Source organism: Microbulbifer thermotolerans, from assembly GCF_900112305.1.
GTDB classification, from domain to species: Bacteria; Pseudomonadota; Gammaproteobacteria; order Pseudomonadales; family Cellvibrionaceae; genus Microbulbifer; species Microbulbifer thermotolerans.
This window is the reverse complement of record NZ_FOKT01000003.1, coordinates 240,324-260,645: the sequence shown is the minus strand read 5'-3', so window position 1 is coordinate 260,645 and position 20,322 is coordinate 240,324. Positions and strand designations below refer to the sequence as shown.

Sequence of the window (20,322 nt, the reverse complement as noted above, 5' to 3'; positions counted from 1 at the left end):
GAACTCTCTCAACGCATTTTATTCTTTGACCCGAAGCCTAACCTTTAGGCGGTTTGTGTGCCAACCGGGCGGGATGACCAGCTGTAACCTTTTTGTCATCTTCCATTCATAGAATCATCACCCGTTATTCCTAGCATCGCTGCAAGAACTGAAAACACACATTGGAGTCAGCATGAACAAGCGCATTTTGGCCTCTACCCTGGCGGCAGTGACCATCGCCGCATCTCAGATGGCCATGGCCGCCCGCGACCACATCAGCATCGTAGGCTCATCTACGGTATACCCTTTTACAACCACCGTGGCCGAACGTTTCAGCCGTGCGACCAAGTTCAAGACACCAGTGGTGGAGTCCACCGGCACTGGTGGCGGCATGAAGTTGTTTTGCCAGGGGGTGGGTGAAAATACCGCCGACATTACGGGGGCGTCCCGCCGCATCAAGCAGTCCGAATTGGATATGTGTCACAGCAATGGTGTCGAGGTGGTGGAAATACAGATCGGATTCGACGGAATCGTCCTGGCGAACGCTAAAAGTGCAGCGTCTTTCAAGTTGTCCCGCAAGGAAATTTTTCTGGCCCTGGCCAAAGAAGTGCCCAACCCGGACGGTTCCGAGACCCTGGTTCCCAACCCCTATAAGACATGGAAGGACGTGAATCCGGCCCTGCCCAATACCCGCATAGAAGTGCTGGGGCCGCCCCCGACTTCCGGAACCCGCGACGCCTTTGCGGAGCTGGGATTGGAGGGGGGCTGTAAATCTTTCGCTTGGATTGCGGCCAAGAAAAAGACCGATAAAAACACCTACAAAGCGATCTGCCACACAGTGCGTGAAGATGGTGCGTATATCGAGGCCGGCGAAAACGACAACCTGATCGTAAACAAGCTGGTGGCCAACCCGGATGCTTTAGGTGTATTCGGTTTCAGCTTCCTGGATCAGAACTCGGACAAAGTACAGGGCACAGTAATCGAGGGCAAGGCGCCGACCTTTGAGTCCATTGCCGATCAGAGCTATCCGATTTCCCGCCCACTATTTATCTATGTGAAGAAGGCACACGCCGATGTGATTCCCGGCATTAAGCCATTCCTGGCGGAGTTCACCAGTGAGCGCGCCTGGGGCGAGGATGGTTACCTAGCTGACAAGGGCATGATTTCACTGCCCACCGCCAAGCGTCGTCAGGTCGCCGCCGATGTACGCGAGCTGAATGTGCTGACGGATCTGTCGGAAAACTAAGGCTCGGAAAAGCAGTAGGTAAATGGAACTACCGGCCAGGCCCAGGGGGCCTGGTTTTGTTTTTTCTGAATTCCATGCAACCGCAACAAAAAGCCCGGATAATGCCGGCAAATTTTTAAGTTGAATGGACCAATGCAAACATCCACCCTGTTCGCCCTGCTGTTGCTGTTGATACTGGTGGCCTACGGTGCTGGTATCAGCCGCGCGCTGACGGTCGCGCATAAGCGCGGTGGTCTGCGCAAGCTGGCCGCGTTGCCCGGTTATTACGGTTCCTACACTGCGCTCTGGTGTGGGCTTCCGGCGCTGCTGCTGCTGGGTACTTGGCTGATTTTCGATGACGCCATTATCCGCGCACTGGTCATGGACCGTATCGCCGATAAGCCGGACACAATCGCCGGGCAGAACCTGCTTTATGCGCAGATTCAAAACCTGGCCTCCGGCCGCCTGATCGGCGACGCCGCGCCACAGTTGCAGGAAGCCGCTTTGCAATTGAATCGCCTGCGCACTGGTTCGCGCAACCTGCAGGCGGCCCTGAGTCTGATTCTGGCGGTGGGGCTCGGCGCCTTCGCGCTATTGCGCTTCTCTCCCGAATTGCGTGCGCGCGAAAAGGTGGAACAAGTATTGCGCTGGGTGCTGCTCACCTGCGCCTGCGCGGCAATTTTCACAACGGTCGGCATATTGTTGTCAGTGCTCTTTGAATCCCTGCGCTTTTTCCAGACAGTGTCGCTGACGGAATTTCTTTTCGGCCTGCACTGGAGTCCGCAGATGGCTCTGCGCGCCGACCAGGTGGGATCCAGTGGCGCCTTCGGTGCCGTGCCGCTGATCACGGGTACGCTGATGGTCTCTGTGATCGCCATGTTCGTGGCTGTGCCGGTGGGATTGATGTCCGCCATCTACTTGGCTGAGTACGCCAGCAAGCGGGTGCGTGCCCTGGCCAAACCGGTGTTGGAAATTCTCGCTGGCGTGCCCACGGTGGTTTACGGCTTTTTTGCCGCCCTGACGGTGGCACCCTTTGTGCGTGATCTGGCGGCCAGCCTGGGGCTGCAGGCCTCCAGCGAAAGTGCGCTGGCCGCGGGGCTGGTTATGGGGGTGATGATTATTCCGTTTGTCTCATCCCTGTCCGATGATGTCATCAACGCTGTGCCCCAGTCTCTGCGCGACGGCGCCCTGGGCCTGGGTTCCACCCGCTCGGAGACGGTGCGCAAGGTAGTGATTCCGGCGGCGTTGCCCGGCATTGTCGGCGGAGTATTGCTGGCGGTGTCCCGCGCGATCGGCGAGACCATGATTGTGGTGATGGCCGCGGGCTTGACCGCCAATCTGACTGCCAACCCACTGGAATCCGTAACCACCGTAACGGTGCAGATTGTCACTCTGCTGGTGGGCGACCAGGAGTTCGACAGCCCCAAAACCCTGGCCGCATTTGCCCTGGGCTTGATGCTGTTCATTTCCACTTTGATGCTGAACTTTGTTGCCCTGCATGTGGTGAAAAAATATCGGGAACAATATGACTGATACAAACCGGAATTTGACACAGGAGCAGGTGCGCCAGCGCATCGAACAGCACCTCGCCAGTCGCCACCGCAAGGAAAAAGTGTTTCGCGGTCTGGGCATTGCCAGTGTCGCCTTTGGCATACTCGCCGTGCTGGTGCTTTTCACCGATATCATCAGCAAAGGCAGCGGCGCTTTTGTGCAGAGCGCCATACAGCTGGAGGTAACCTACGATCCGCTTGTGCTCGGCATCGACAAGGTGGACGAGGAGAGCCTGACCTGGGCCAACTTTACCGGGGTGATCCGCGAGGCGTTGCGCGAGCGTTTCCCCAAGGTGCAGAGTCGCAGCGAGAAGCGCGAACTCTACAGCTTGGTATCCTCCGGCGCCCCCTTTACACTGCGCAAGCGGTTGCAATCCGACCCAGAGCTGCTGGGTAAGACACAGACCGTCTGGCTGACGGCCGACGACGATGTGGATACTTTCGTGAAAAGCCTTTCCGACTCCAAGGAGGGATTTCGCGGTCGCACGTCGGATCAAAAGGCCGAGTGGATACAACAGCTGATCGACAGCGGCGAGCTGAAGAAGCGTTTTAATACCACCTTTTTCACCCAGGGAGATTCCCGCGAACCGGAACAGGCGGGCATCCGCGCCGCGTTGCTGGGTTCCTTTTTCACCTTGCTAGTGACACTGGTGCTGTCCTTCCCGATTGGCGTGGCGGCCGCCATATACCTGGAAGAGTATGCGCCTAAGAACAAGTGGACGGACTTGATCGAGGTAAATATCAACAACCTCGCCGCGGTGCCGTCTATCGTCTTTGGCCTGCTGGGACTGGCGATTTTTATTAACTTCTTCGAGCTGCCGCGTTCGGCGCCGCTGGTGGGCGGTTTGGTGCTGACCTTGATGACCCTGCCCACCATTATTATCTCCAGCCGCGCGGCGCTCAAAGCTGTACCGCCCTCGATCCGCGAAGCGGCACTGGGGCTGGGTGCCTCCCGCATGCAGACCATATTCCACCACGTGTTGCCGCTGGCAATGCCGGGGATGCTCACCGGTGCCATCATCGGCATGGCCCAGGCGCTGGGTGAGACGGCGCCGCTGTTAATGATCGGCATGGTGGCCTTTATCGTCGACGTGCCCACTGGCATTACCGACCCCGCCACTGTGCTGCCGGTACAGATTTTTCTCTGGGCGGACAGCCCCGAGCGCGCCTTTGTGGAGCGCACTTCCGCGGCGATCATGGTGCTGCTCAGTTTCCTGATCGCAATGAACACCGCAGCGGTACTGCTGCGCAAGAAACTCGAGCGCCGCTGGTAGCGGCCGGCGCTAAGATAAAGGGAAGATTTATGGATACCATGACCCTGGATGCCGCCGGTCAGACAGCGGCGTCCCAACCGGAATCGGCGGAAAGAGAAGCTGTGGACACCAACACCAGTAAAACCGTCGGCAAACCCTTTTGCGACGATGCCAAGATGCGGATGCGCAATGTCAATGTCTTTTATGGCGAAACTCAGGCGATACACGATATCAGTCTGGATATCGGCTGCAACGAAGTTGTGGCCATGATCGGCCCCTCGGGCTGCGGCAAATCTACATTTCTGCGCTGTCTGAACCGCATGAACGATACCATCGAGGATTGCCGTGTCGAGGGAGAACTGACCTTGGACGGAGAGCCTATCTACGGCCAGAAGGTAGATGTGGTGCCCCTGCGCGCGCGGGTGGGCATGGTGTTTCAGAAACCCAACCCCTTTCCCAAGTCCATTTATGAAAACGTCGCCTATGGCCCCAAGATTCACGGCATCGCCCGGCGCCGGGCGGAGTTGGATGAAATCGTCGAAAACAGCCTGCGCCGCGCGGGCCTGTGGAATGAAGTAAAGGATCGTCTCGACCAGCCCGGCACCGGCCTTTCCGGCGGCCAGCAGCAGCGCCTGTGTATCGCCCGCGCCATTGCTGTAAGCCCCGAGGTGATTCTGATGGACGAGCCCTGCTCGGCTCTGGACCCTATTGCCACCGCGCGCATCGAGGAGCTGATCAACGAGTTGCGTGAGAATTACACGATTGCCATAGTAACCCACTCCATGCAGCAGGCCGCGCGGGTCAGCCAGCGCACCGCTTACTTCCATCTGGGACGCCTGGTGGAGGTCAACGATACCGAGACAGTATTCACCAACCCACAACACGAACTGACCGAGGCATACATCACCGGCCGCTTCGGCTGAGGTGCCTGCGCAGAGAAAAGATTATGGAAATGCATTTCGACCAACACATCTCCCGTCAATTCAACGAAGACCTGGAGAGCATCAAGACCGAGATGCTGGAAATGGGCGGCCTCGTCGCCCGCCAGGTAGCCGATGCGGTAGATGCACTTTCCAACGCCGACAGCGAGCTGGCGGAAAAGGTGCTGCGTGCTGAAGAAGAAATCGACAAGCGCGAGATGGCCTTGGATGAACACGCCACCCTGATTATTGCCAAGCGCCAGCCCGCCGCCTCCGACCTGCGCATGGTCATGTCGGTGACCCGTATTGCCCGCGACTTGGAGCGCATTGGCGACGAGGCCAGTAAGGTTGCCAAAATGGCCATAGCGTTGACCGACGAAGGCTCTTCACCGCGCGGTTACACGGAAATCCGCCATATCGCCAACGCCGTGCGCAAAATGCTCAACGACGCCCTGGATGCTTATACCCGTTTCGATGTGATCGCGGCGATGCGCACCCTGACAGAGGATGAAAAGGTGGATATGGACTATCGTACCGCAGTGCGCGAGTTGATCACTTACATGATGGAAGACCCGCGCAGTATTTCCCGCGTGATCAACGTTCTCTGGATCCTGCGTTCCCTGGAGCGTATCGGTGACCACGCCAAGAATATCTGCGAGCAGGTGGTCTATTTGGTCGAGGGCGCCGATATTCGTCATGGCCACGAAGACAAACTGAAAACGAAATGACGTTTTCCTGTGGGAAATCCCCCATGCATACGATAAAAATGGCTGCACTAAGCGGCCATTTTTTTTGGCGACAAACAGGGAGAGATTGCCAATGAAGTACATCTTCGAGGTTCGCATTAAAGAAGGCCATACCGCTGAGGAGTACGCCGATATCTGGGTGCGCGCTTCTGAACTGATACAACGGGCTCCCGGTGCGCGCGGTACCGAACTGCATCGAAAAATCGGTGATCCCAGTACCCTGATTGCCATTGCCAGCTGGGAGAGCAAGGCACATCGAGATACTATGGAGACACAGCACGACGCCGAGATCGATGAAATTATCCGCAGCGCTGCCCCTTTTGTTGAAGTGCGTCCAATCGGTGAATTTGAGGAACCTCAATGGGTGGTGAGACCAGCGGCCGAGTCGCGGAAAAAATAAGACTCATCCCCCGGTTCATATACTGTTCAGGCATCATCACTATAGTCCTCAGCTCCTGGTTGGAAATTTAAACAAGGAAACTGGAATGAAGTTTAAGTATCTCGCCCTGCCTTTGATGATTTGCTCCGCCACCGTTTCTGCGGAGGAATACACTTCTATCTCGGAGGCGAATTATTCAGAGGCTGAAAAATCTTTTGGAGATGTCGATCAATTTGATATCGGTACTACTTATTACTTTGCCCCCAAGGAAACTCTGGGGCCCCTTAAAGAATTTGAATATATCAACAAAACAAGCAATCTATTCGCTGGCTACAGCTACTTTGAATATGACGGTGACGATGAAGATACGCTGGCTGTTGGCGGAGAGTACTTTGCATCCAATGGTTTCGTCGTAGGCGGAAGTGCGGCAGATTTTGGAGATAACGATCTCTATACGGCCTCCGTCGGGTATCTGTTTTCCCCAAATTTCCTGCTGAGTCTTGAGAGTGTGAAATGGGAAGACCGCGACGCGGACTACTTTGTTAATGCAAGTTACAACCACCAGCTGAGTGGCAACGACTACATTGGCTTCAGCTTCTCCACTGATGACAATTTTGACAGCCGCACCCTGTCTTCCAAGTTCTTCAAAGAGTTAGGTGGTGAGACCTGGTTTACCGCCAATGCCAGTTACACCGCCAACGATGATTTTGAGGATATTTGGCTCGTTGGTACCGAATACTATTTCAGTAAGGCAACATCTATCTTTGCCAATTACAACAAGGAAGAGACTCTGGGCTTGGGTGTTTCCCACTTCTTCAACCGCAATATCGCCGGCAATATAGCCTACACCACTAATAGCGATACGGATGTTGATACTTTTCTGCTGGGCGTAACGGTTCAGCTCTGATAACCAGTTTCTGAAGCAATAAAAAAGGCCGCACTGCGCGGCCTTTTTTATTGGCAAAGATTATCACTGGCCGCTCAGCGCCTGCATGCGCGCCTGCGCTCTGCTGCCGATATCACCGCCGGCACTGGCCGCTGTCTGGTAGTGGTTGTAGGCGTTTTGCACCTGCCCCTGCTTTTCGTACACCTGCCCCAAATAGTAGTGCGCGTAGGGAGTCTCCAGATAATTTAGAGAGCGGTTCAAGTCCCGCTCTGCCGCGCTGTAGTCGTTCAGCTGCGCGCTGATAATGCCGCGCTTGAGCCAGTGGGAGAAGAGCGCGGGATTTTTTTGCACCGCGGCGTCATAGGCGCTGTGGGCCTCGCGGTACTGCTTATTGCGGGCGAGCAGATCGCCTTCCAGGGCATAGAAGGCTGCTTCCTTTGGCTGTTTCTGCTGCGCCTGACGCACCAGGCTCAGGGCCTGACTGTACTGCTTGTTGTTAACGGCTGCCAGAGCCTCGTCGTATTTCTGATAGGCATCGGCATCGCGTTTTAGCGAGGCTATTGCCTTTTGGTAGGCGGCGCGGTTGGTGACACCCCCGGAGGGCAACTGCTTGGCGTGTTCGATGTTTGCGTTGACACGCGCTTGGGATGGAGGGTGACTGGCAAAGAGCGCTTCCAGGCCGCTTGCCTGTTTACCCTTGGACAGTTCGACAAACTTGCGCTGCAGGCGCACTGCCCCCTGGGGATCGTAGCCGGCGGCGGCCATGTACTTCATACCGTACTGGTCTGCCTCGGACTCGTTGCTGCGGCTATAGCGGGCGATATAAGCGGAGCCCCCCAATTGGCCGCCGAGCGCAATCAGATCACCGTAGGCAGATTCTTGTGTGGCTGCACCCAGCACCGCCAGTCCGGCATTCAGCAGCGTTTGCTGCGACATGGCGGCGGCGGAGTGGCGGGCGGCGGCGTGAACGATTTCGTGGCCCAATACCGCAGCCAGTTCCGCCTCATCCTCAAGCAGCACCAGCAGGCCCCGGTTCACCGCAATCTTGCCGCCGGGCAGGGCCCAGGCGTTGGGCACTGAGTTGTTCAATACCACGAACTCGTAGGGAAGCTGCGGCTGGTCCGATACCTTTGCCAGCTTCTGACCCACTTGGTTGACATACTCTTGCAGTGACGGGTCGACATTGTACTGACCACCCTGTTGCTGCTGATTGATCGGATACTGCTGCTCCCCCAGAGCCAGCTCCTGGCTCGTCGACAGCAGTGACAGTTCTTTCTTGCCGGTAACCGGGTTGACCGCGCAGCCGGCCAGCAGCAACAGGGCCACGGCGGCTGCGGTGAATTTGGGTATACGCGAGATCATCGCTTCCTCCCTGTATAATGCTTGGTTTTAGTCAGCCATTTTACACAACACTGATACCCAACCGATGTTGCGTTTGGGGGGAGAAGTTATGACAGCACTGCAGGTCATCGAATTATTTGCCGGCACGGGCCCCGATGGCGAACCGGTAGTGGAGCGGCTGCAGGTGCGGGTGAATGAAGACAATAGCTGTCAACTGGTGCGCTCGCCGGCTTTCGTTAAGGGCATCGCCAGCGGCGATACAGTCAAGGTCAACAAAGACACTCGCCAGTTCGAGTTGGTCAGGCGCTCCGGCAACCTGGCGATTCGGGTCTTCTGCCGCGGCGACAGTGTGGCACTCTCGGACAAGTTGACACCACAGCTGGAAAAGCTCGGCGGAGAGCTGGATATGGAGAGCCCGCGCCTGCTGGTCTACTCGATCCACGTCAGTTGCGGTTTTGACAAAATAGAAAAAATACTCAACGGTGCCTGTGACGGCGCCAACAGCGTCTGGTATTACGGCAACGTCTACGATCCGCAAGACGGCCAGACACCGCTTAACTGGTGGCAGGATATTCTCAAGCCGGAATGAGCGCGAGGCCGGGCCCCAGCGCGGCTAAAGAATCCATTGAAAAAATTGCCGAGCTGGGGCTCGGCGCATGCGGCACACAAGGAATCCGATGTTAATTGTCATCTCCCCGGCCAAGACGCTCGATTACGAGAGCGATATACCGGCTCTCGATACCAGCCAGCCGGAGTTTCTGGAGGAATCCGCGGCGTTGATCGAGGAGCTGCGCGAGCTGAGCCCCCAGCAGATTTCTGCGCTGATGAAAATCTCCGACAAACTGGGCGTACTGAACTACGACCGCTTCCAGCAGTGGGAGCGCCCCTTTAGCGACGATAACGCCCGCCCCGCCCTGCTCGCTTTCAAGGGCGACGTCTACACCGGGTTGGCGGCGGAGACCATGAACAAGCGGGACTTCAACTATGCGCAGAAGCACCTGCGCATCCTCTCCGGTCTCTATGGCCTGCTGCGCCCACTGGATCTGATGCAGGCCTACCGGCTGGAAATGGGTACCAAGTTTGAAAATGCTCGCGGCAAAAACCTGTATGAGTTCTGGGGCGATGCGATCACCGAGGCATTGAACCGGCAATTGCAAAGCCTCAAGAGCCGGGAGCTGGTCAACCTAGCTTCCAATGAGTACTTCAAGGCGGTGCGGCCAAAGGTGTTGGATGCGGAAGTGATCACGCCACACTTTAAGGACTTGAAGAACGGCCAGTACAAGATGATCAGCTTTTTCGCCAAGAAAGCTCGCGGCATGATGAGCCGCTGGGCCATCGACCACCGGGTGAAAAAGGCGGAGGAACTGAAAGCCTTCGATGTCGCCGGCTACCGATTCAACGCCGCTATGTCGAAAGGCAACGATTGGGTTTTCACCCGCGATGAACCGTAAGCCGGCGGCCAGCAACTGGTCTGGCGCCACACAAAGAGGGAGCAGATATGCCCGAATGGTTTGAAACCAGTGTCGTGATTGTTTTCGCGATTGCAGCGGTCTTTTTTTTCGCAAAGTACCGCGAGACGGCCGCCGCGTTGCACGAGAGTGAGCGCATGAAAAAGCGCCTTTCCAATGACTTGGATCGCTACCGCGATATGCCGCGCCTGCGCGCCCTGCGCGATGCACTGATTTCCGCCGGCACCCTGCCTGTAGACGACGAGGGCCGTGAGCACCTGCTGCTGCGCGACGCCGACCGCCAGCTGCATCATGTGACTCTGCATCGACAGTGCACCGCCGTCGGTGAAGGAGAGACGGTCACCTACCGAAAAGACGGTGAGGAAGTGGCGCTGCAGGAACTGGCGTAGTCCCCGGGAACCCCAGCCTGTTTTCGCCTGCTCACGTGGAAGTCGTTGATTCCAGCTTCTGTGCGGGAAAGTGCAGAGTGAAGGTACTGCCGCGACCCGGCACACTACTGATGGATAACTCCGCGCTGTGGCGCAGCAGGACGTGTTTGACGATGGCGAGGCCGAGGCCTGTGCCTCCGCTTTCGCGGGAGCGGCCCGCGTCCACGCGATAGAAACGCTCGGTGAGGCGCGGGATGTGAATGGGATCTATGCCGATGCCGCTGTCGGTGACCGAGAAATGCCCGCCATTTTCATCTACCCGCCAGCGCAGCTGAATGGGGCCGCCGTCCGGGCTGTACTTCACCGCGTTCAGGGCCAGGTTGGCGAAGGCGCTGTGCAGCTCATTGGCGTCGCCGGTAATGGTGGTATCCCCCTGGCAGTCCACGCTGATTTCGTGGCGGCCACCACTGAAGCTGCGCGCCTCCCGCGCCACCCTGCCAATCAATTCACCCACAGCCACTCGCTCGCGGCCGCTGTCGCGTTCGGAGGTTTCCAGCCGCGCGAGTAACAGCAGGTCATTCACCAGAGAGGTCATACGCGCTGTCTGCTCTCGCATCTGTGTCAGGGGCCTCTGCCAGCCCTGTGGCGCCTGGCCGCTGGCCTCGAGCGTCTCCAGATAGCCGGCGATCACGGTCAGGGGAGTGCGCAGTTCGTGGGATACATTGGCGACAAAGTCGCGGCGCATCTGCTCCAGTTTGTGCAGGCGCGTGATGTCGCGGACGATCACCAGTGCTTCGTCCTGGCCATAGTGGGTGACTTCGAGCTGTAGAATGCGTGTATCGTCACCCGGTGCGGGCATTGTCAGTGGTTCGTGCGCGCCCTCGGTGCCCTGCTGCAGATAGTTGACGAAGCCGGGGTCGCGCACGAAATTCACCAGCGGCTGGCCTGCGTCGCCGGGTTGCAGGCCCAACAGGTCACCCGCAGCCGGATTCCACCAGGCCAAGTTGCCGTCATCCTCCAGTGCCACTATCCCCTCTCGCAATGCGCTGGTGCTGTCCTGTACCCGACGCAGCATGGCGTGCAGCTTTTGCTTCTCGCGCCGGTGGCGGCGTTGTATGCGGTAGAAGTCGTCGGAGATTTCGCCCCAGATGCCAAACGCGGTAGGTGCCGGACCGCGGCGGCCGTTGATCAGCCAGCGGTAGAAACGCCGGTATTGCCACAATACCCAGCTGAGATAGACCGCCAGTCCCAGGGTGATGGATAACAGCCATTGTCCGCTGGCAACGCCGAAGATGGTGCAGCCGAGGGCGATGGTGATAAAGCGTGAAAACTCGCCAATACTGCGATCCAGCATAGAAGTGCCGTTATGTCTGGCGGCCGCGGTGCGGCAATCTGGCCACCGGCGCCGCGCCTGGTTGGGGGGTGCGGGTTTGCGCGGAATCTTACACTTTTTCCGCGGTTTGCACAGAAAAGCGGTAACCGGTGCCGCGCACCGTTTGTATGTAGCGGTCGTGACCGTCCAGGGCCAGGGCCTTGCGTAGTCGGCGGATGTGCACATCGACGGTGCGTTCCTCCACGTACACATTGCCGCCCCAGACGTGATCCAGCAATTGAGTGCGGGTGTAAGCGCGTTCCTGATGAGAAAGGAAAAAGGTCAGCAGGCGGAACTCGGTGGGGCCCATGTCCACCGCTTGGCCGTTGATGGTGACTCTGTGACTGATAGGGTCTAACACCAGACCACCGGCGGTTAGCGGCTCTTCTGGCTCAGTGGGGCCGGCGCGACGCAGAACTGCCTTCAGGCGCGCGACCAGTTCCCGCGGTGAGAAGGGTTTGGTGATGTAGTCGTCGGCGCCGGTTTCAAGGCCTTTGACCTTATGGTCCTCTTCGCCCTTGGCGGTGAGCATAATGATCGGCAGTGCCGCGGTGAGCTCGTCGCGTTTGAGGCGGCGCGCCAGTTCAACGCCGGAGACATCCGGCAGCATCCAATCCAGAAGAATTAGGTCGGGCTTCTCGTCGATGACCAGCGCGTGTGCTTCCTGGACGTTCTCCGCTTCGATGACTCGGTAGTCCGCCATCTCCAGCGCCACCCGCAGCATATCGCGTACGGCGGCTTCGTCGTCGACTATCAGGATCTTCTTGCTTTGCATCTGCCTGTCGCGCCCGCTTTTGAATCTGTTTTTTCCATTGATAGCCGAGGATTTAACGGCATTTTGGTTACAAATATATGACGGGTCCGCAACCGCGTTGGTGGTTAGACGCTAAACCAGAAGGAAATGGACGAAAATTCCGGCAAATATCGCGCCGCCAACCCAGTTGTTGTTGAGGAAGGCGCGGAAGCAGGCTTCCCTTTCGCGGTCGCGCACCAGCCACTGCTGATAGATGGAGAGCATCGCGGCGATCGCCAGCCCGAGGTAATAGGCAGTGCCCAGTTCGAAGCGCCCGCCAACCAGCAGTAGGGCAAAGAGCGACAGGCACTGCAGGGCAGCGGTCATCACCCTGTCCAGGTCACCGAAGAGTACAGCGGTGGATTTGACTCCGATCTTGAGGTCATCGTCGCGGTCCACCATGGCGTAGAAGGTGTCGTAAGCGACGGTCCACAGCACATTGGCTGTGAATATCAGCCAGGCTGCGGTCGGCAGTTCTCCGCGAACGGCGGTAAAGGCCATGGGAATCCCCATGCTGAAGGCGGCGCCCAGCACCACTTGCGGTAAGTGTGTGTAACGTTTTGCGAAGGGGTAGCCGAAAGCCAGCGCCAGTGCCGCCAGGGACAACAATATGGTTGGTCGGTTGGTGGTGAGTACCAGGGCGAAGGCGGTCAGGCTGAGCGCGGCAAAGAGTCCCAGAGCGCCGCGCGGGGATACACGCCCCTCCGCCAACGGCCGCCCGGCGGTGCGTTTCACGTGGCCGTCGATATGGCGGTCGGCATAGTCGTTGACGGCACAACCGGCGGCGCGCATCAGCACAACACCGAGAGTGAATACGGCAAACAAATGCAGGCCGGGCCAGCCACCGGCGGCCAGCCACAGGGCCCACCAGGTTGGCCACAGCAGCAGCAGTGTGCCGATGGGTCTGTCGAGACGCGCCAGCTGCCAGTAGGGCAAGGCAGCGGGCCAGTGCCTGGATATCTGTTGACTGATCACTTTAGCCCCCTGTTTGTTCGGCAGAGACTTCGGCGCGCGCCAGCGGTGCCCGCTGCGGGCGAAAGGCACTGAGAAAGGCCTCGGTTACCAGCAGCGGTTTGCCCCGCAGCCAGAAGGCGGAGCGGCGCCCCCAGGCGCTGTCCCCTTCCCCGGCGAGTTCGGGCAGGTCACAGCGCGGGTTGCGGTGCAAGCGGTTGAGCGCAATGGGCCCGCGGCGGATACCCGCTTCACTGAACAGCAGCTCTCCCAGCGGTCGGTTGTCCAGGTTGCGCAGGTAGCGCGATCTGCCCCGCAGGCTGGATTCCGGTAGCACGCTGCGCGCATAGACCCAGGGCTGGCCGCGGCCGTACAGCAGTACTTCACGCACCAGGGCGCGGCAGCGGTCGCGCAGTGCCAGTTCGCGCCGCTCATCCATGCGCGGGTTTTGCCAGTGCTGCTTCAAAATGCGCACATGGAAATCGCCGTCCGCGAGCTCTCTGAGTGCCGCGGTAAGCGAGCCCGGGTGCAGCAGCCACGGCAAGAGTGCCGCTGGCGGTTGCCGGTGCCGGGATTCCTGTAGCCGGTTGAGCCACTCGCCGCTGGGTTCAAAGGGAGATTGGTACAACTGCAACTCCGCCATCGAATAAAGGGGCATTGTAAATGGGGGACCCATCTGTCGGGAACCGATTTACTCAGACAGTCGCTACCTGCGCAGGACACCGTAAAGGAGTATGCTGTGCGATCGCGGGGCCGGGCGATTCCGCGCGGGGCGCCTCCTCTGCTGCGCCAAGCATTTGTTATAGTGCCCGGCCGATTTGAATCCATAAGTCGAAGAGAGTTTTCCATGGGTCTCACCGCCAGAATCCTGATTGCCATGCTCGCTGGCATTGTCGTCGGTGTGCTGTTCAACTTCCTCAACAGCAGCCAGCTGCTAGGCAGCGGTATCACCGGCGTTATCAACAGCTACCTGACTGGGGGGCTGTTCGATGTGATCGGTCGTATCTTTATCGCTTCACTCAAATTGATGGTGGTGCCGCTGGTGCTGGTGTCACTGGTGTGTGGTGCCTGTGCCCTGTCGGAGGGGCACCGTATGGGGCCGCTGGCTGGCAAGACGCTGCTTCTCTATATGCTGACCACGGCGGTGGCGATCACGCTGGCGCTGTGCATGGCGCTTATCGTGCAGCCGGGTGTCGGCGTGGACGTGGCGCCGCCGGGCGGCGCCTTTCAGCCCAAGGAGTCACCGCCGCTGTCCGATGTGCTGGTGAACATATTTCCCACCAACCCCGTGGCTGCCATGGCCCAGGGCAATATGCTGCAGATTATTGTATTCGCATTGCTGATGGGGTACGCCATTTCCCGCTGTGGTGAGCCGGGCCAGAGGGTGGCCAGTTTTTTTAACGACCTCAATGAAGTCATCCTGCGTATGGTGGGAGTGCTGATGGTGTTTGCGCCCTACGGCGTCTTCGCGCTGCTGGCCAAGACGTTTGCGGAGCTGGGTGTGGAGTTTATCTGGGAGCTGGGCAAATACTTTCTGGTGGTGCTGATTACTTTGCTGCTGCACGCTTTCGGTGTTTACTCGCTGCTGCTGAAATGCCTGTCCGGGCTCAACCCGGTGCAGCTGTTCAAGAAGATGCGTCCGGCACAGGTGTTCGCTTTTAGCACCGCTTCCTCTGCTGCCACTATTCCGGTGACTCTGTCCACAGTTGAGAAGCGCCTGGGTGTGGATAACAAAGTGGCGGCTTTCACAGTACCTTTGGGCGCCACCATCAATATGGATGGCACGGCGATCATGCAGGGAGTGGCCACCGCCTTTATGGCGCAGATGTACGGTATTGAGATAGGGCTGGCGGGTTACCTGACGGTGATACTGACCGCGACCCTTGCCTCCATCGGCACGGCGGGCGTGCCCGGAGTGGGTCTGGTTATGCTGGCGATGGTATTGCAGCAGGTGGGTCTGCCGCTGGAGGGCATCGCCCTTGTGATGGGGGTTGACCGCTTGCTGGATATGGTGCGCACGGCGGTGAATATCACCGGTGACGCGGTGGTGAGTGTCATCGTTGCCAAGAGCGAAGGCGCTCTGTCCGTGGAGACATTCAATAACCGTAACTACGACAGTGTCGCCAACGCGGCAACGCCTTGAGCGGGTGGGGGCTTGAGCCCCCCGCTTACTCCGTTAACAGATCCCGCAGCTCATCGGCTTCCAGCTCGTCTTCCATTTTGTCGACGAGTTCTTTGGCCATACGCGACAGTGCTTGTTTAATGGCTTGCTCAGTGGTGTCCTCGACGGCGCCCCCGTTTTTCGGCGTTCGCACCTGATATTTTTCGCGGATCTTGAGCCTTTTGATATCCAGCGTTTCTTCGAGCAGCTGGCGTCCCGAGTGATCCTTCACCCTATAGTGGACGCTGCCCTCCAACTCCACAGTGCCCCGCTCCAGGTCGTAACCACTCTCGCTCTGCAGGTTGTTGAAATGCTTGATGACGGCCAGATCCAGCGCACTGTGCAGGGACAGCTGCCCCCCCTTGTCCACCAGGGGCACCTCTTCGCCGACGAAAAAAGCGCGCAAGCGGGAATCCAGCTCGCCCTCCAGGTACTGGCGGTATTTGCGCACGGCGGCTTCCTTCATCGAGGCGAGGCCGCCCCCCTTGCCCGCCTGAGCCAGCAGCAGTGCCAGGTCGGCACTGTCCATGGGGGGCAGGGGCATATCGATTTGGATTTCGCTGGGGGCGATAGTGAGGCTGGGGTTGCGGCTGTCGCCGCCGAAGCTAAGCAATCCGCCTTGTGCGGCAGCGGAAGTGGAGAAGGAAAAAATCAGCAAGCCGACCAGCGCCAGCGCGCGGGCAGTTATTCTCATCATCGGACTCTCCCTGAGTTTTATTTTTTATTAGAGGCGAACCGAATTCGTTTCAAAACGGCTTCAGTAGCCCGGTAAGGCTGCCATTCCCCGGGAGATAGGGCAAAAAATTTTGCTGACTCATGCGTCACTTCTCGGCTTCTGTGACGCCCGCTGTTGTAAATGATCGCGTTTAAAAAACTCTGATGAAAGCGTTGCCCGCAGCATACGGAGTGCCCGGAAGCCTACTGCAGCTCCCGTGTGCATGAATCAGAGGTTCCTTAATCAGAAGCGCCTCGACACCCCGCCTTTAGAGCGAGGCCCATTCGCGCAGCTGATCCGCCTCTATATTGTCCTCGATGCGGTCCTGCAGCCGGTCTACCAATTCTTCCAGCGCCCGCTCAATGGCGGCGTCGGTGGTGTCCTCGATCTTGCTGCCGTCGCGGCGCGTTTCTATACGGTATTTTTCCTGCACACGCAGATCGGCGATTTTTAGCAGCTCCTCGTGCAAAAGCTCACCGCTAGTGTTTTTCAGCTGGTAGTGAAAATCCCCCGACAGCTCCAGCAAACCCCATTCCACCTCGCGATCGCCGGAGGGTTTCAGGTCAGTCAACTGTTTGCTGACGATGACATTGAGGTAGCTTTGCATGGTGAGGAAGCCGTCTCGCTGCACCAGCGGCACTTCTTCGTCGGCGAAAAACGCTTGCAGCCGGTCTCGCCATTTGCGCTCCAAGAGGTCGCTGAATTTCCGTGCCGCGGCCTCTTTGAGTGCGCTGAGACTGTTGTCACTGCCCGCCTGCGCCAGCAGTACCGCGAGGTTGTTGCCTTGCACCGGTGTCGGTATATCCACGGCCACTTGCGCCGGAGCCAATGTCAGACTGGGGGTTTGCTCATCGCCGCCAAAACCGAAAAAGCCTTGGGCCTGGGCGCCGCTGTTTAGTCCGAGAAACAACAGGCCCGCCTGCAGCAGCCTGCGTAGAGGTAGTGTATTCACGAGACTCTCCCTGAGATTTGTCATCATCATTGCGGTTGTTTGAGTGCCGATGTTTTGGGGCTTGCCGCGATGCTGTCGAGAGGCTGCCATTTGCATTGGCGCAGCGCAAAAAAATTCATGACCGTTTTCTTGGCTCTGGTCTCGGGCCGGCTGTCCGGGGGGTTACGCCTCGGCGAAGCGCGGTTTGTTTTGCAGCCAGCGCTGGATCAGCAGGCGGCGCAGGTCTTCAGTGAGCAGTGGCGAGGCGGCAATACGCTGCACCTGTGGCAGCAGGTGCGCATCCCGCTGCAGATCCGCGATGCGGTGCTGAATTTCGCCGGTCTGCCGTGTGCCGAGTATCTCGCCGGGGCCGCGTAGGCGCAGATCCTCCTCGGCGATGGCAAAGCCGTCGCTGTGCTGCCGGAGCGCTTGCAGCCGCGCGCGGCCATTTTGCGACAGCGGGGGGCCGTAAAGCAGAACGCAGTGACTGGCGATGGAGCCGCGTCCAACGCGCCCGCGCAGCTGGTGCAGTTGCGCCAGGCCCAGGCGCTCGGGATTCTCGATGATCATCAGGCTCGCATTGGGGACATCCACCCCCACTTCGATCACCGTGGTGGCCACCAGGAGATCGACTTCGCCGGCCTTGAAGGCGCCCATGACCCTTTCCTTCTGCTCCGGCTTCAGGCGCCCGTGCACCAGGGCAACGCGCACGCCGTCCAGGGCCTCGGACAGTTCGCTGGCGGTGGATTCTGCCGCCTGGGCTTGCAGACTTTCCGATTCCTCGATCAGGGTGCAGACCCAGTAGGCCTGGCGGCCTTCTGCCACTGCGGCCCGCACCCGCTCCACCACTTGGTCGCGGCGCTCGTTGGAGATAGCAACGGTGTTGATCGGCTGTCGCCCCGGAGGCAGCTCGTCGATCACCGAGCAGTCCAGATCGGCGAAGGCGGACATGGCCAGGGTGCGGGGAATGGGGGTCGCCGTCATGATCAATTGGTGTGGCTGCAGCCGCCCGCTGACACCTTTGGCGGCGCCCTTCTCGCGCAGCTCCAGGCGTTGGCGGACGCCGAAGCGGTGCTGTTCGTCGATGATGACCAGCGCTAGGTTGTGGAACACCACTTCCGGTTGGAAGAGAGCGTGTGTACCCACCACCAGCTGCGCTTCGCCAGATGCGATAGCGGCCAGCTGGGTACGTCTCTCGGCGGCCTTGAGGCTGCCGGTCAGTTGAGCGACGCGGATATTCAGTGGTGCAAGCCAAGCGTCAAAATTGCGCCGGTGCTGTTCGGCGAGTATTTCCGTCGGTGCCATCACCGCCACCTGCGCACCGGCACCGATGGCTTTCAGTGCAGCCATGGCTGCCACCAAGGTCTTGCCGGCGCCCACGTCCCCCTGCAGCAGGCGCATCATCGGGCGGTTTTGGGACAGATCCCGGGCGATCTCCGCGCATACCCGCTGTTGGGCGCCGGTGAGGGTAAAGGGCAGCCGGGAGAGAAAGTCCCGCTCCAGGGCGGCATTGGCGGGAAGCGGCGGAGCGGAGACTTCGGCGTTTTCGCGCCGCAATTCCAGCAGACTGAGATGGTGGGCCAGCAGTTCTTCTAGTGCCAGGCGCTGTTGCGCGGGGTGTATCCCCTCCGCCAACTGCGCCAGATCGGCTCCCGCTGGCGGTGCGTGCAGATACTGCAGGGCTTGCCGCAACGGGTAGCGCAGGGGTGCCGGCAGCAATTCCGCAGGCAGCAGTTCGGCCACACCGGCCTGCTCCAGCATCGTCAGTGCCTGTTGTATCAGGCCGCGCAGGCGCAATTGCGTCACCCCCTCGGTAAGGGGGTAGATGGGTGTCAGGGTGTCCGGCCTGTCCGGGCTTTCGGCGCCAATGATTTCCGTTTCCGGGTGGTAGAGTTCCAGCCCGGCGGCGCCCCGGCGCGCCTCGCCGTAGCAGCGCAGGCGCACGCCGCGGGCGAAGCGGTTTATCTGTGCCGCAGTGAAGTGGAAATAACGCAGAGAGATGGTGCCGCTGCCATCCTGCAGTTTGACCATCAGGCTGCGGCGGCGACCGAAGACAACGTCGGCGGCGCGCACTTCCCCCTCGATCACCGCATCCACACCGGGGGCGAGTGCTGCGATCGGCGTTACCCGTGTGCGGTCCTGGTAGCGCAGTGGCAGGTGAAACAGTAGATCCTGCACCGTGGCGATATGCAGCTTGGCCAGTGTCTGGGCGAACTTCTCCCCCACGCCCCGCAGCGCGGTGACCGGCAGTTCCGCGAGGTTATTTATTGGTCGCGCAGCTGGCACTGATTAATGGCCTCGCGCAATTTGTCGATGGCCTGGTGGCGCGGGAAGCTGGCGCGCCACGCCAATGCCACGGTGCGTTGCGGGGCGGGCGGTGCAAAGGGGCGCGTTTCCAGCAGACCGTTGGCGTATTGGGAAGCCGTGGCCGCAGACAGGGGCAGTACCGTGATACCGAGGCCCGAGGCCACCATGTGGCGCAGTGTTTCCAGGGAACTGCCGTCGGCGGCGGTGCGGATATGGCCGTTGCCCTCCCTTTCCATGGTCTGTTGCAATTGCGGGCAGGCCTCCAGCACCTGGTCGCGGAAGCAGTGACCTTCGCCCAGCAGTAGCACATTGTCCTGGGACAGTTGCTCCGGCGTGATGAACTCTTGTGCCGCCAGTGGATGGTTGGCGGGCATCAGTACCACGAAGGGTTCGTCGTAGAGGGGCTGGGTAACCACGTCCGGCTCGGTAAATGGCAGTGCGATGATAATCGCGTCCAGTTCTCCCTTGCGCAGCTGCTGGCGCAGGGTGGCAGTGTAGCCCTCTTCCACGTAGAGGGGCATATCCGGGGCCAGTTTTTGCAGTTGTGGGATAAAGTGCGGAAACAGATAGGGGCCGATAGTGAAAATGGCGCCCACGGACAGGGGGCTGGCCAGCTGATCCTTGCCGGCGCTGGCGATGTCCTTGATGGCGGCTGCCTGTTCCAGTACCAGTTGCGCCTGGGAAACGATGCGCTCTCCCAGCGGCGTTGCCTGTACCCGGGTTTTGGAACGCTCAAACAGTGCCACGCCCAGTTCCGTCTCCAATTTCTTAACAGCGATCGATAGCGTCGGCTGACTGACGAAGCAGCGCTCGGCGGCGCGGCCGAAGTGCTGTTCCTGGGCCAGGGTCACAATATAGCGCAGTTCGTTGAGCGTCATGTTAGAGGCAATTAGCTGATTACGGGTGATAGCAATTATTCATAAATAATAGCTCTGGGCCAACGGGGGAAATGTATTTCGGTAGATCTCTCGCCGGG

Annotated in this window: 20 protein-coding genes; 11 read left to right on the top strand and 9 right to left on the bottom strand. The window is 59.3% G+C overall.

Translation table 11 applies throughout. The annotated features are described in order from the left end of the window. Nucleotides 1–172 precede the first annotated feature (172 nt). The 7 genes from BM155_RS06185 to BM155_RS06155 all read left to right on the top strand — a co-directional run bounded on the left by BM155_RS06185 (nucleotide 173) and on the right by BM155_RS06155 (nucleotide 6,959). Complete coding sequence (locus BM155_RS06185; protein WP_067156968.1) at nucleotides 173–1,225, top strand: PstS family phosphate ABC transporter substrate-binding protein; 1,053 nt, start codon at nucleotides 173–175, stop codon at nucleotides 1,223–1,225. Between the two features lie 132 nt (nucleotides 1,226–1,357). Then, nucleotides 1,358–2,737, top strand: coding sequence for a phosphate ABC transporter permease subunit PstC (gene pstC, locus BM155_RS06180; protein ID WP_074901734.1), 1,380 nt, complete (start codon nucleotides 1,358–1,360; stop codon nucleotides 2,735–2,737). After that, entirely contained in the window at nucleotides 2,730–4,028 is a 1,299-nt protein-coding gene (gene pstA / locus BM155_RS06175) for a phosphate ABC transporter permease PstA (protein ID WP_067156962.1), read from the top strand. Before pstC ends, pstA begins: the two co-directional genes overlap by 8 nt. 155 nt (nucleotides 4,029–4,183) lie before the next feature. Beyond that, the gene (gene pstB, locus BM155_RS06170) at nucleotides 4,184–4,930 is read left to right on the top strand and encodes a phosphate ABC transporter ATP-binding protein PstB (protein ID WP_231902533.1); all 747 of its coding nucleotides are present in this window, start codon (nucleotides 4,184–4,186) and stop codon (nucleotides 4,928–4,930) included. A 23-nt stretch (nucleotides 4,931–4,953) separates the two neighbouring features. Continuing rightward, complete coding sequence (phoU, locus tag BM155_RS06165; RefSeq protein WP_067156960.1) at nucleotides 4,954–5,655, top strand: phosphate signaling complex protein PhoU; 702 nt, start codon at nucleotides 4,954–4,956, stop codon at nucleotides 5,653–5,655. Between the two features lie 91 nt (nucleotides 5,656–5,746). Then, the gene (locus tag BM155_RS06160; RefSeq protein WP_074901731.1) at nucleotides 5,747–6,073 is read left to right on the top strand and encodes an antibiotic biosynthesis monooxygenase family protein; all 327 of its coding nucleotides are present in this window, start codon (nucleotides 5,747–5,749) and stop codon (nucleotides 6,071–6,073) included. An 85-nt stretch (nucleotides 6,074–6,158) separates the two neighbouring features. Continuing rightward, the gene (locus tag BM155_RS06155; RefSeq protein ID WP_074901728.1) at nucleotides 6,159–6,959 is read left to right on the top strand and encodes a putative porin; all 801 of its coding nucleotides are present in this window, start codon (nucleotides 6,159–6,161) and stop codon (nucleotides 6,957–6,959) included. 63 nt (nucleotides 6,960–7,022) lie between these two features. Here the strand turns inward: BM155_RS06155 and BM155_RS06150 are convergent, their stop codons facing one another. After that, nucleotides 7,023–8,300, bottom strand: a complete 1,278-nt coding sequence (locus tag BM155_RS06150) for a M48 family metalloprotease (RefSeq protein ID WP_067156951.1) — start codon at nucleotides 8,298–8,300, stop codon at nucleotides 7,023–7,025. Between the two features lie 88 nt (nucleotides 8,301–8,388). Here BM155_RS06150 and BM155_RS06145 point away from each other — a divergent pair, with 88 nt between their 5' ends. The 3 genes from BM155_RS06145 to BM155_RS06135 all read left to right on the top strand — a co-directional run bounded on the left by BM155_RS06145 (nucleotide 8,389) and on the right by BM155_RS06135 (nucleotide 10,137). Continuing rightward, nucleotides 8,389–8,868: a DUF4265 domain-containing protein gene (locus BM155_RS06145; RefSeq protein WP_067156948.1), complete on the top strand. Its 480-nt coding sequence runs from the start codon at nucleotides 8,389–8,391 to the stop codon at nucleotides 8,866–8,868. 88 nt (nucleotides 8,869–8,956) lie between these two features. Then, on the top strand, nucleotides 8,957–9,730 hold the full coding sequence (yaaA, locus tag BM155_RS06140) for a peroxide stress protein YaaA (RefSeq protein WP_067156945.1): 774 nt from the start codon (nucleotides 8,957–8,959) through the stop codon (nucleotides 9,728–9,730). Between the two features lie 47 nt (nucleotides 9,731–9,777). After that, nucleotides 9,778–10,137, top strand: a complete 360-nt coding sequence (locus tag BM155_RS06135) for a hypothetical protein (protein ID WP_067156942.1) — start codon at nucleotides 9,778–9,780, stop codon at nucleotides 10,135–10,137. Nucleotides 10,138–10,168: 31 nt separating this feature from the next. Here the strand turns inward: BM155_RS06135 and phoR are convergent, their stop codons facing one another. From phoR to BM155_RS06115, 4 genes are all read right to left on the bottom strand, one after another. Further along, on the bottom strand, nucleotides 10,169–11,470 hold the full coding sequence (gene phoR, locus BM155_RS06130; RefSeq protein WP_067156939.1) for a phosphate regulon sensor histidine kinase PhoR: 1,302 nt from the start codon (nucleotides 11,468–11,470) through the stop codon (nucleotides 10,169–10,171). An 88-nt stretch (nucleotides 11,471–11,558) separates the two neighbouring features. Then, entirely contained in the window at nucleotides 11,559–12,263 is a 705-nt protein-coding gene (phoB, locus tag BM155_RS06125; protein WP_067156936.1) for a phosphate regulon transcriptional regulator PhoB, read from the bottom strand. 111 nt (nucleotides 12,264–12,374) lie between these two features. After that, nucleotides 12,375–13,256, bottom strand: a complete 882-nt coding sequence (ubiA, locus tag BM155_RS06120) for a 4-hydroxybenzoate octaprenyltransferase (RefSeq protein ID WP_083421100.1) — start codon at nucleotides 13,254–13,256, stop codon at nucleotides 12,375–12,377. A gap of 1 nt (nucleotide 13,257) precedes the next feature. Further along, nucleotides 13,258–13,860 (bottom strand): chorismate--pyruvate lyase family protein, encoded by a 603-nt coding sequence (locus BM155_RS06115; RefSeq protein ID WP_082817640.1) that lies wholly within the window; start codon nucleotides 13,858–13,860, stop codon nucleotides 13,258–13,260. A gap of 219 nt (nucleotides 13,861–14,079) precedes the next feature. Between BM155_RS06115 and BM155_RS06110 the strand changes: the two genes are divergently transcribed. Beyond that, entirely contained in the window at nucleotides 14,080–15,375 is a 1,296-nt protein-coding gene (locus BM155_RS06110) for a dicarboxylate/amino acid:cation symporter (protein WP_067156933.1), read from the top strand. Nucleotides 15,376–15,400: 25 nt separating this feature from the next. On the opposite strand, the gene BM155_RS06105 is transcribed toward BM155_RS06110, so the two are convergent. The 4 genes from BM155_RS06105 to BM155_RS06090 all read right to left on the bottom strand — a co-directional run bounded on the left by BM155_RS06105 (nucleotide 15,401) and on the right by BM155_RS06090 (nucleotide 20,224). After that, nucleotides 15,401–16,090, bottom strand: coding sequence for a hypothetical protein (locus BM155_RS06105; RefSeq protein ID WP_067156930.1), 690 nt, complete (start codon nucleotides 16,088–16,090; stop codon nucleotides 15,401–15,403). Nucleotides 16,091–16,376: 286 nt separating this feature from the next. After that, on the bottom strand, nucleotides 16,377–17,060 hold the full coding sequence (locus tag BM155_RS06100; RefSeq protein WP_139223162.1) for a hypothetical protein: 684 nt from the start codon (nucleotides 17,058–17,060) through the stop codon (nucleotides 16,377–16,379). Between the two features lie 162 nt (nucleotides 17,061–17,222). After that, nucleotides 17,223–19,325, bottom strand: a complete 2,103-nt coding sequence (recG, locus tag BM155_RS06095; protein ID WP_254773142.1) for an ATP-dependent DNA helicase RecG — start codon at nucleotides 19,323–19,325, stop codon at nucleotides 17,223–17,225. Next, nucleotides 19,304–20,224 (bottom strand): hydrogen peroxide-inducible genes activator, encoded by a 921-nt coding sequence (locus BM155_RS06090; RefSeq protein WP_067156924.1) that lies wholly within the window; start codon nucleotides 20,222–20,224, stop codon nucleotides 19,304–19,306. Before BM155_RS06090 ends, recG begins: the two co-directional genes overlap by 22 nt. Nucleotides 20,225–20,322 lie beyond the last annotated feature (98 nt).

Bases quoted from the DNA above. Each gene is read 5' to 3' on its own strand.
- BM155_RS06145 (WP_067156948.1), top strand. From the start codon at position 8,389: ATGACAGCACTGCAGGTCATCGAATTATTTGCCGGCACGGGCCCCGAT.
- BM155_RS06090 (WP_067156924.1), bottom strand. From the start codon at position 20,224: ATGACGCTCAACGAACTGCGCTATATTGTGACCCTGGCCCAGGAACAG.
- phoR (WP_067156939.1), bottom strand. From the start codon at position 11,470: ATGCTGGATCGCAGTATTGGCGAGTTTTCACGCTTTATCACCATCGCC.
- BM155_RS06150 (WP_067156951.1), bottom strand. From the start codon at position 8,300: ATGATCTCGCGTATACCCAAATTCACCGCAGCCGCCGTGGCCCTGTTG.
- BM155_RS06185 (WP_067156968.1), top strand. From the start codon at position 173: ATGAACAAGCGCATTTTGGCCTCTACCCTGGCGGCAGTGACCATCGCC.
- yaaA (WP_067156945.1), top strand. From the start codon at position 8,957: ATGTTAATTGTCATCTCCCCGGCCAAGACGCTCGATTACGAGAGCGAT.
- pstC (WP_074901734.1), top strand. From the start codon at position 1,358: ATGCAAACATCCACCCTGTTCGCCCTGCTGTTGCTGTTGATACTGGTG.
- BM155_RS06110 (WP_067156933.1), top strand. From the start codon at position 14,080: ATGGGTCTCACCGCCAGAATCCTGATTGCCATGCTCGCTGGCATTGTC.
- BM155_RS06155 (WP_074901728.1), top strand. From the start codon at position 6,159: ATGAAGTTTAAGTATCTCGCCCTGCCTTTGATGATTTGCTCCGCCACC.
- phoU (WP_067156960.1), top strand. From the start codon at position 4,954: ATGGAAATGCATTTCGACCAACACATCTCCCGTCAATTCAACGAAGAC.
- phoB (WP_067156936.1), bottom strand. From the start codon at position 12,263: ATGCAAAGCAAGAAGATCCTGATAGTCGACGACGAAGCCGCCGTACGC.
- BM155_RS06105 (WP_067156930.1), bottom strand. From the start codon at position 16,090: ATGATGAGAATAACTGCCCGCGCGCTGGCGCTGGTCGGCTTGCTGATT.
- pstB (WP_231902533.1), top strand. From the start codon at position 4,184: ATGCGGATGCGCAATGTCAATGTCTTTTATGGCGAAACTCAGGCGATA.
- BM155_RS06160 (WP_074901731.1), top strand. From the start codon at position 5,747: ATGAAGTACATCTTCGAGGTTCGCATTAAAGAAGGCCATACCGCTGAG.
- pstA (WP_067156962.1), top strand. From the start codon at position 2,730: ATGACTGATACAAACCGGAATTTGACACAGGAGCAGGTGCGCCAGCGC.
- BM155_RS06135 (WP_067156942.1), top strand. From the start codon at position 9,778: ATGCCCGAATGGTTTGAAACCAGTGTCGTGATTGTTTTCGCGATTGCA.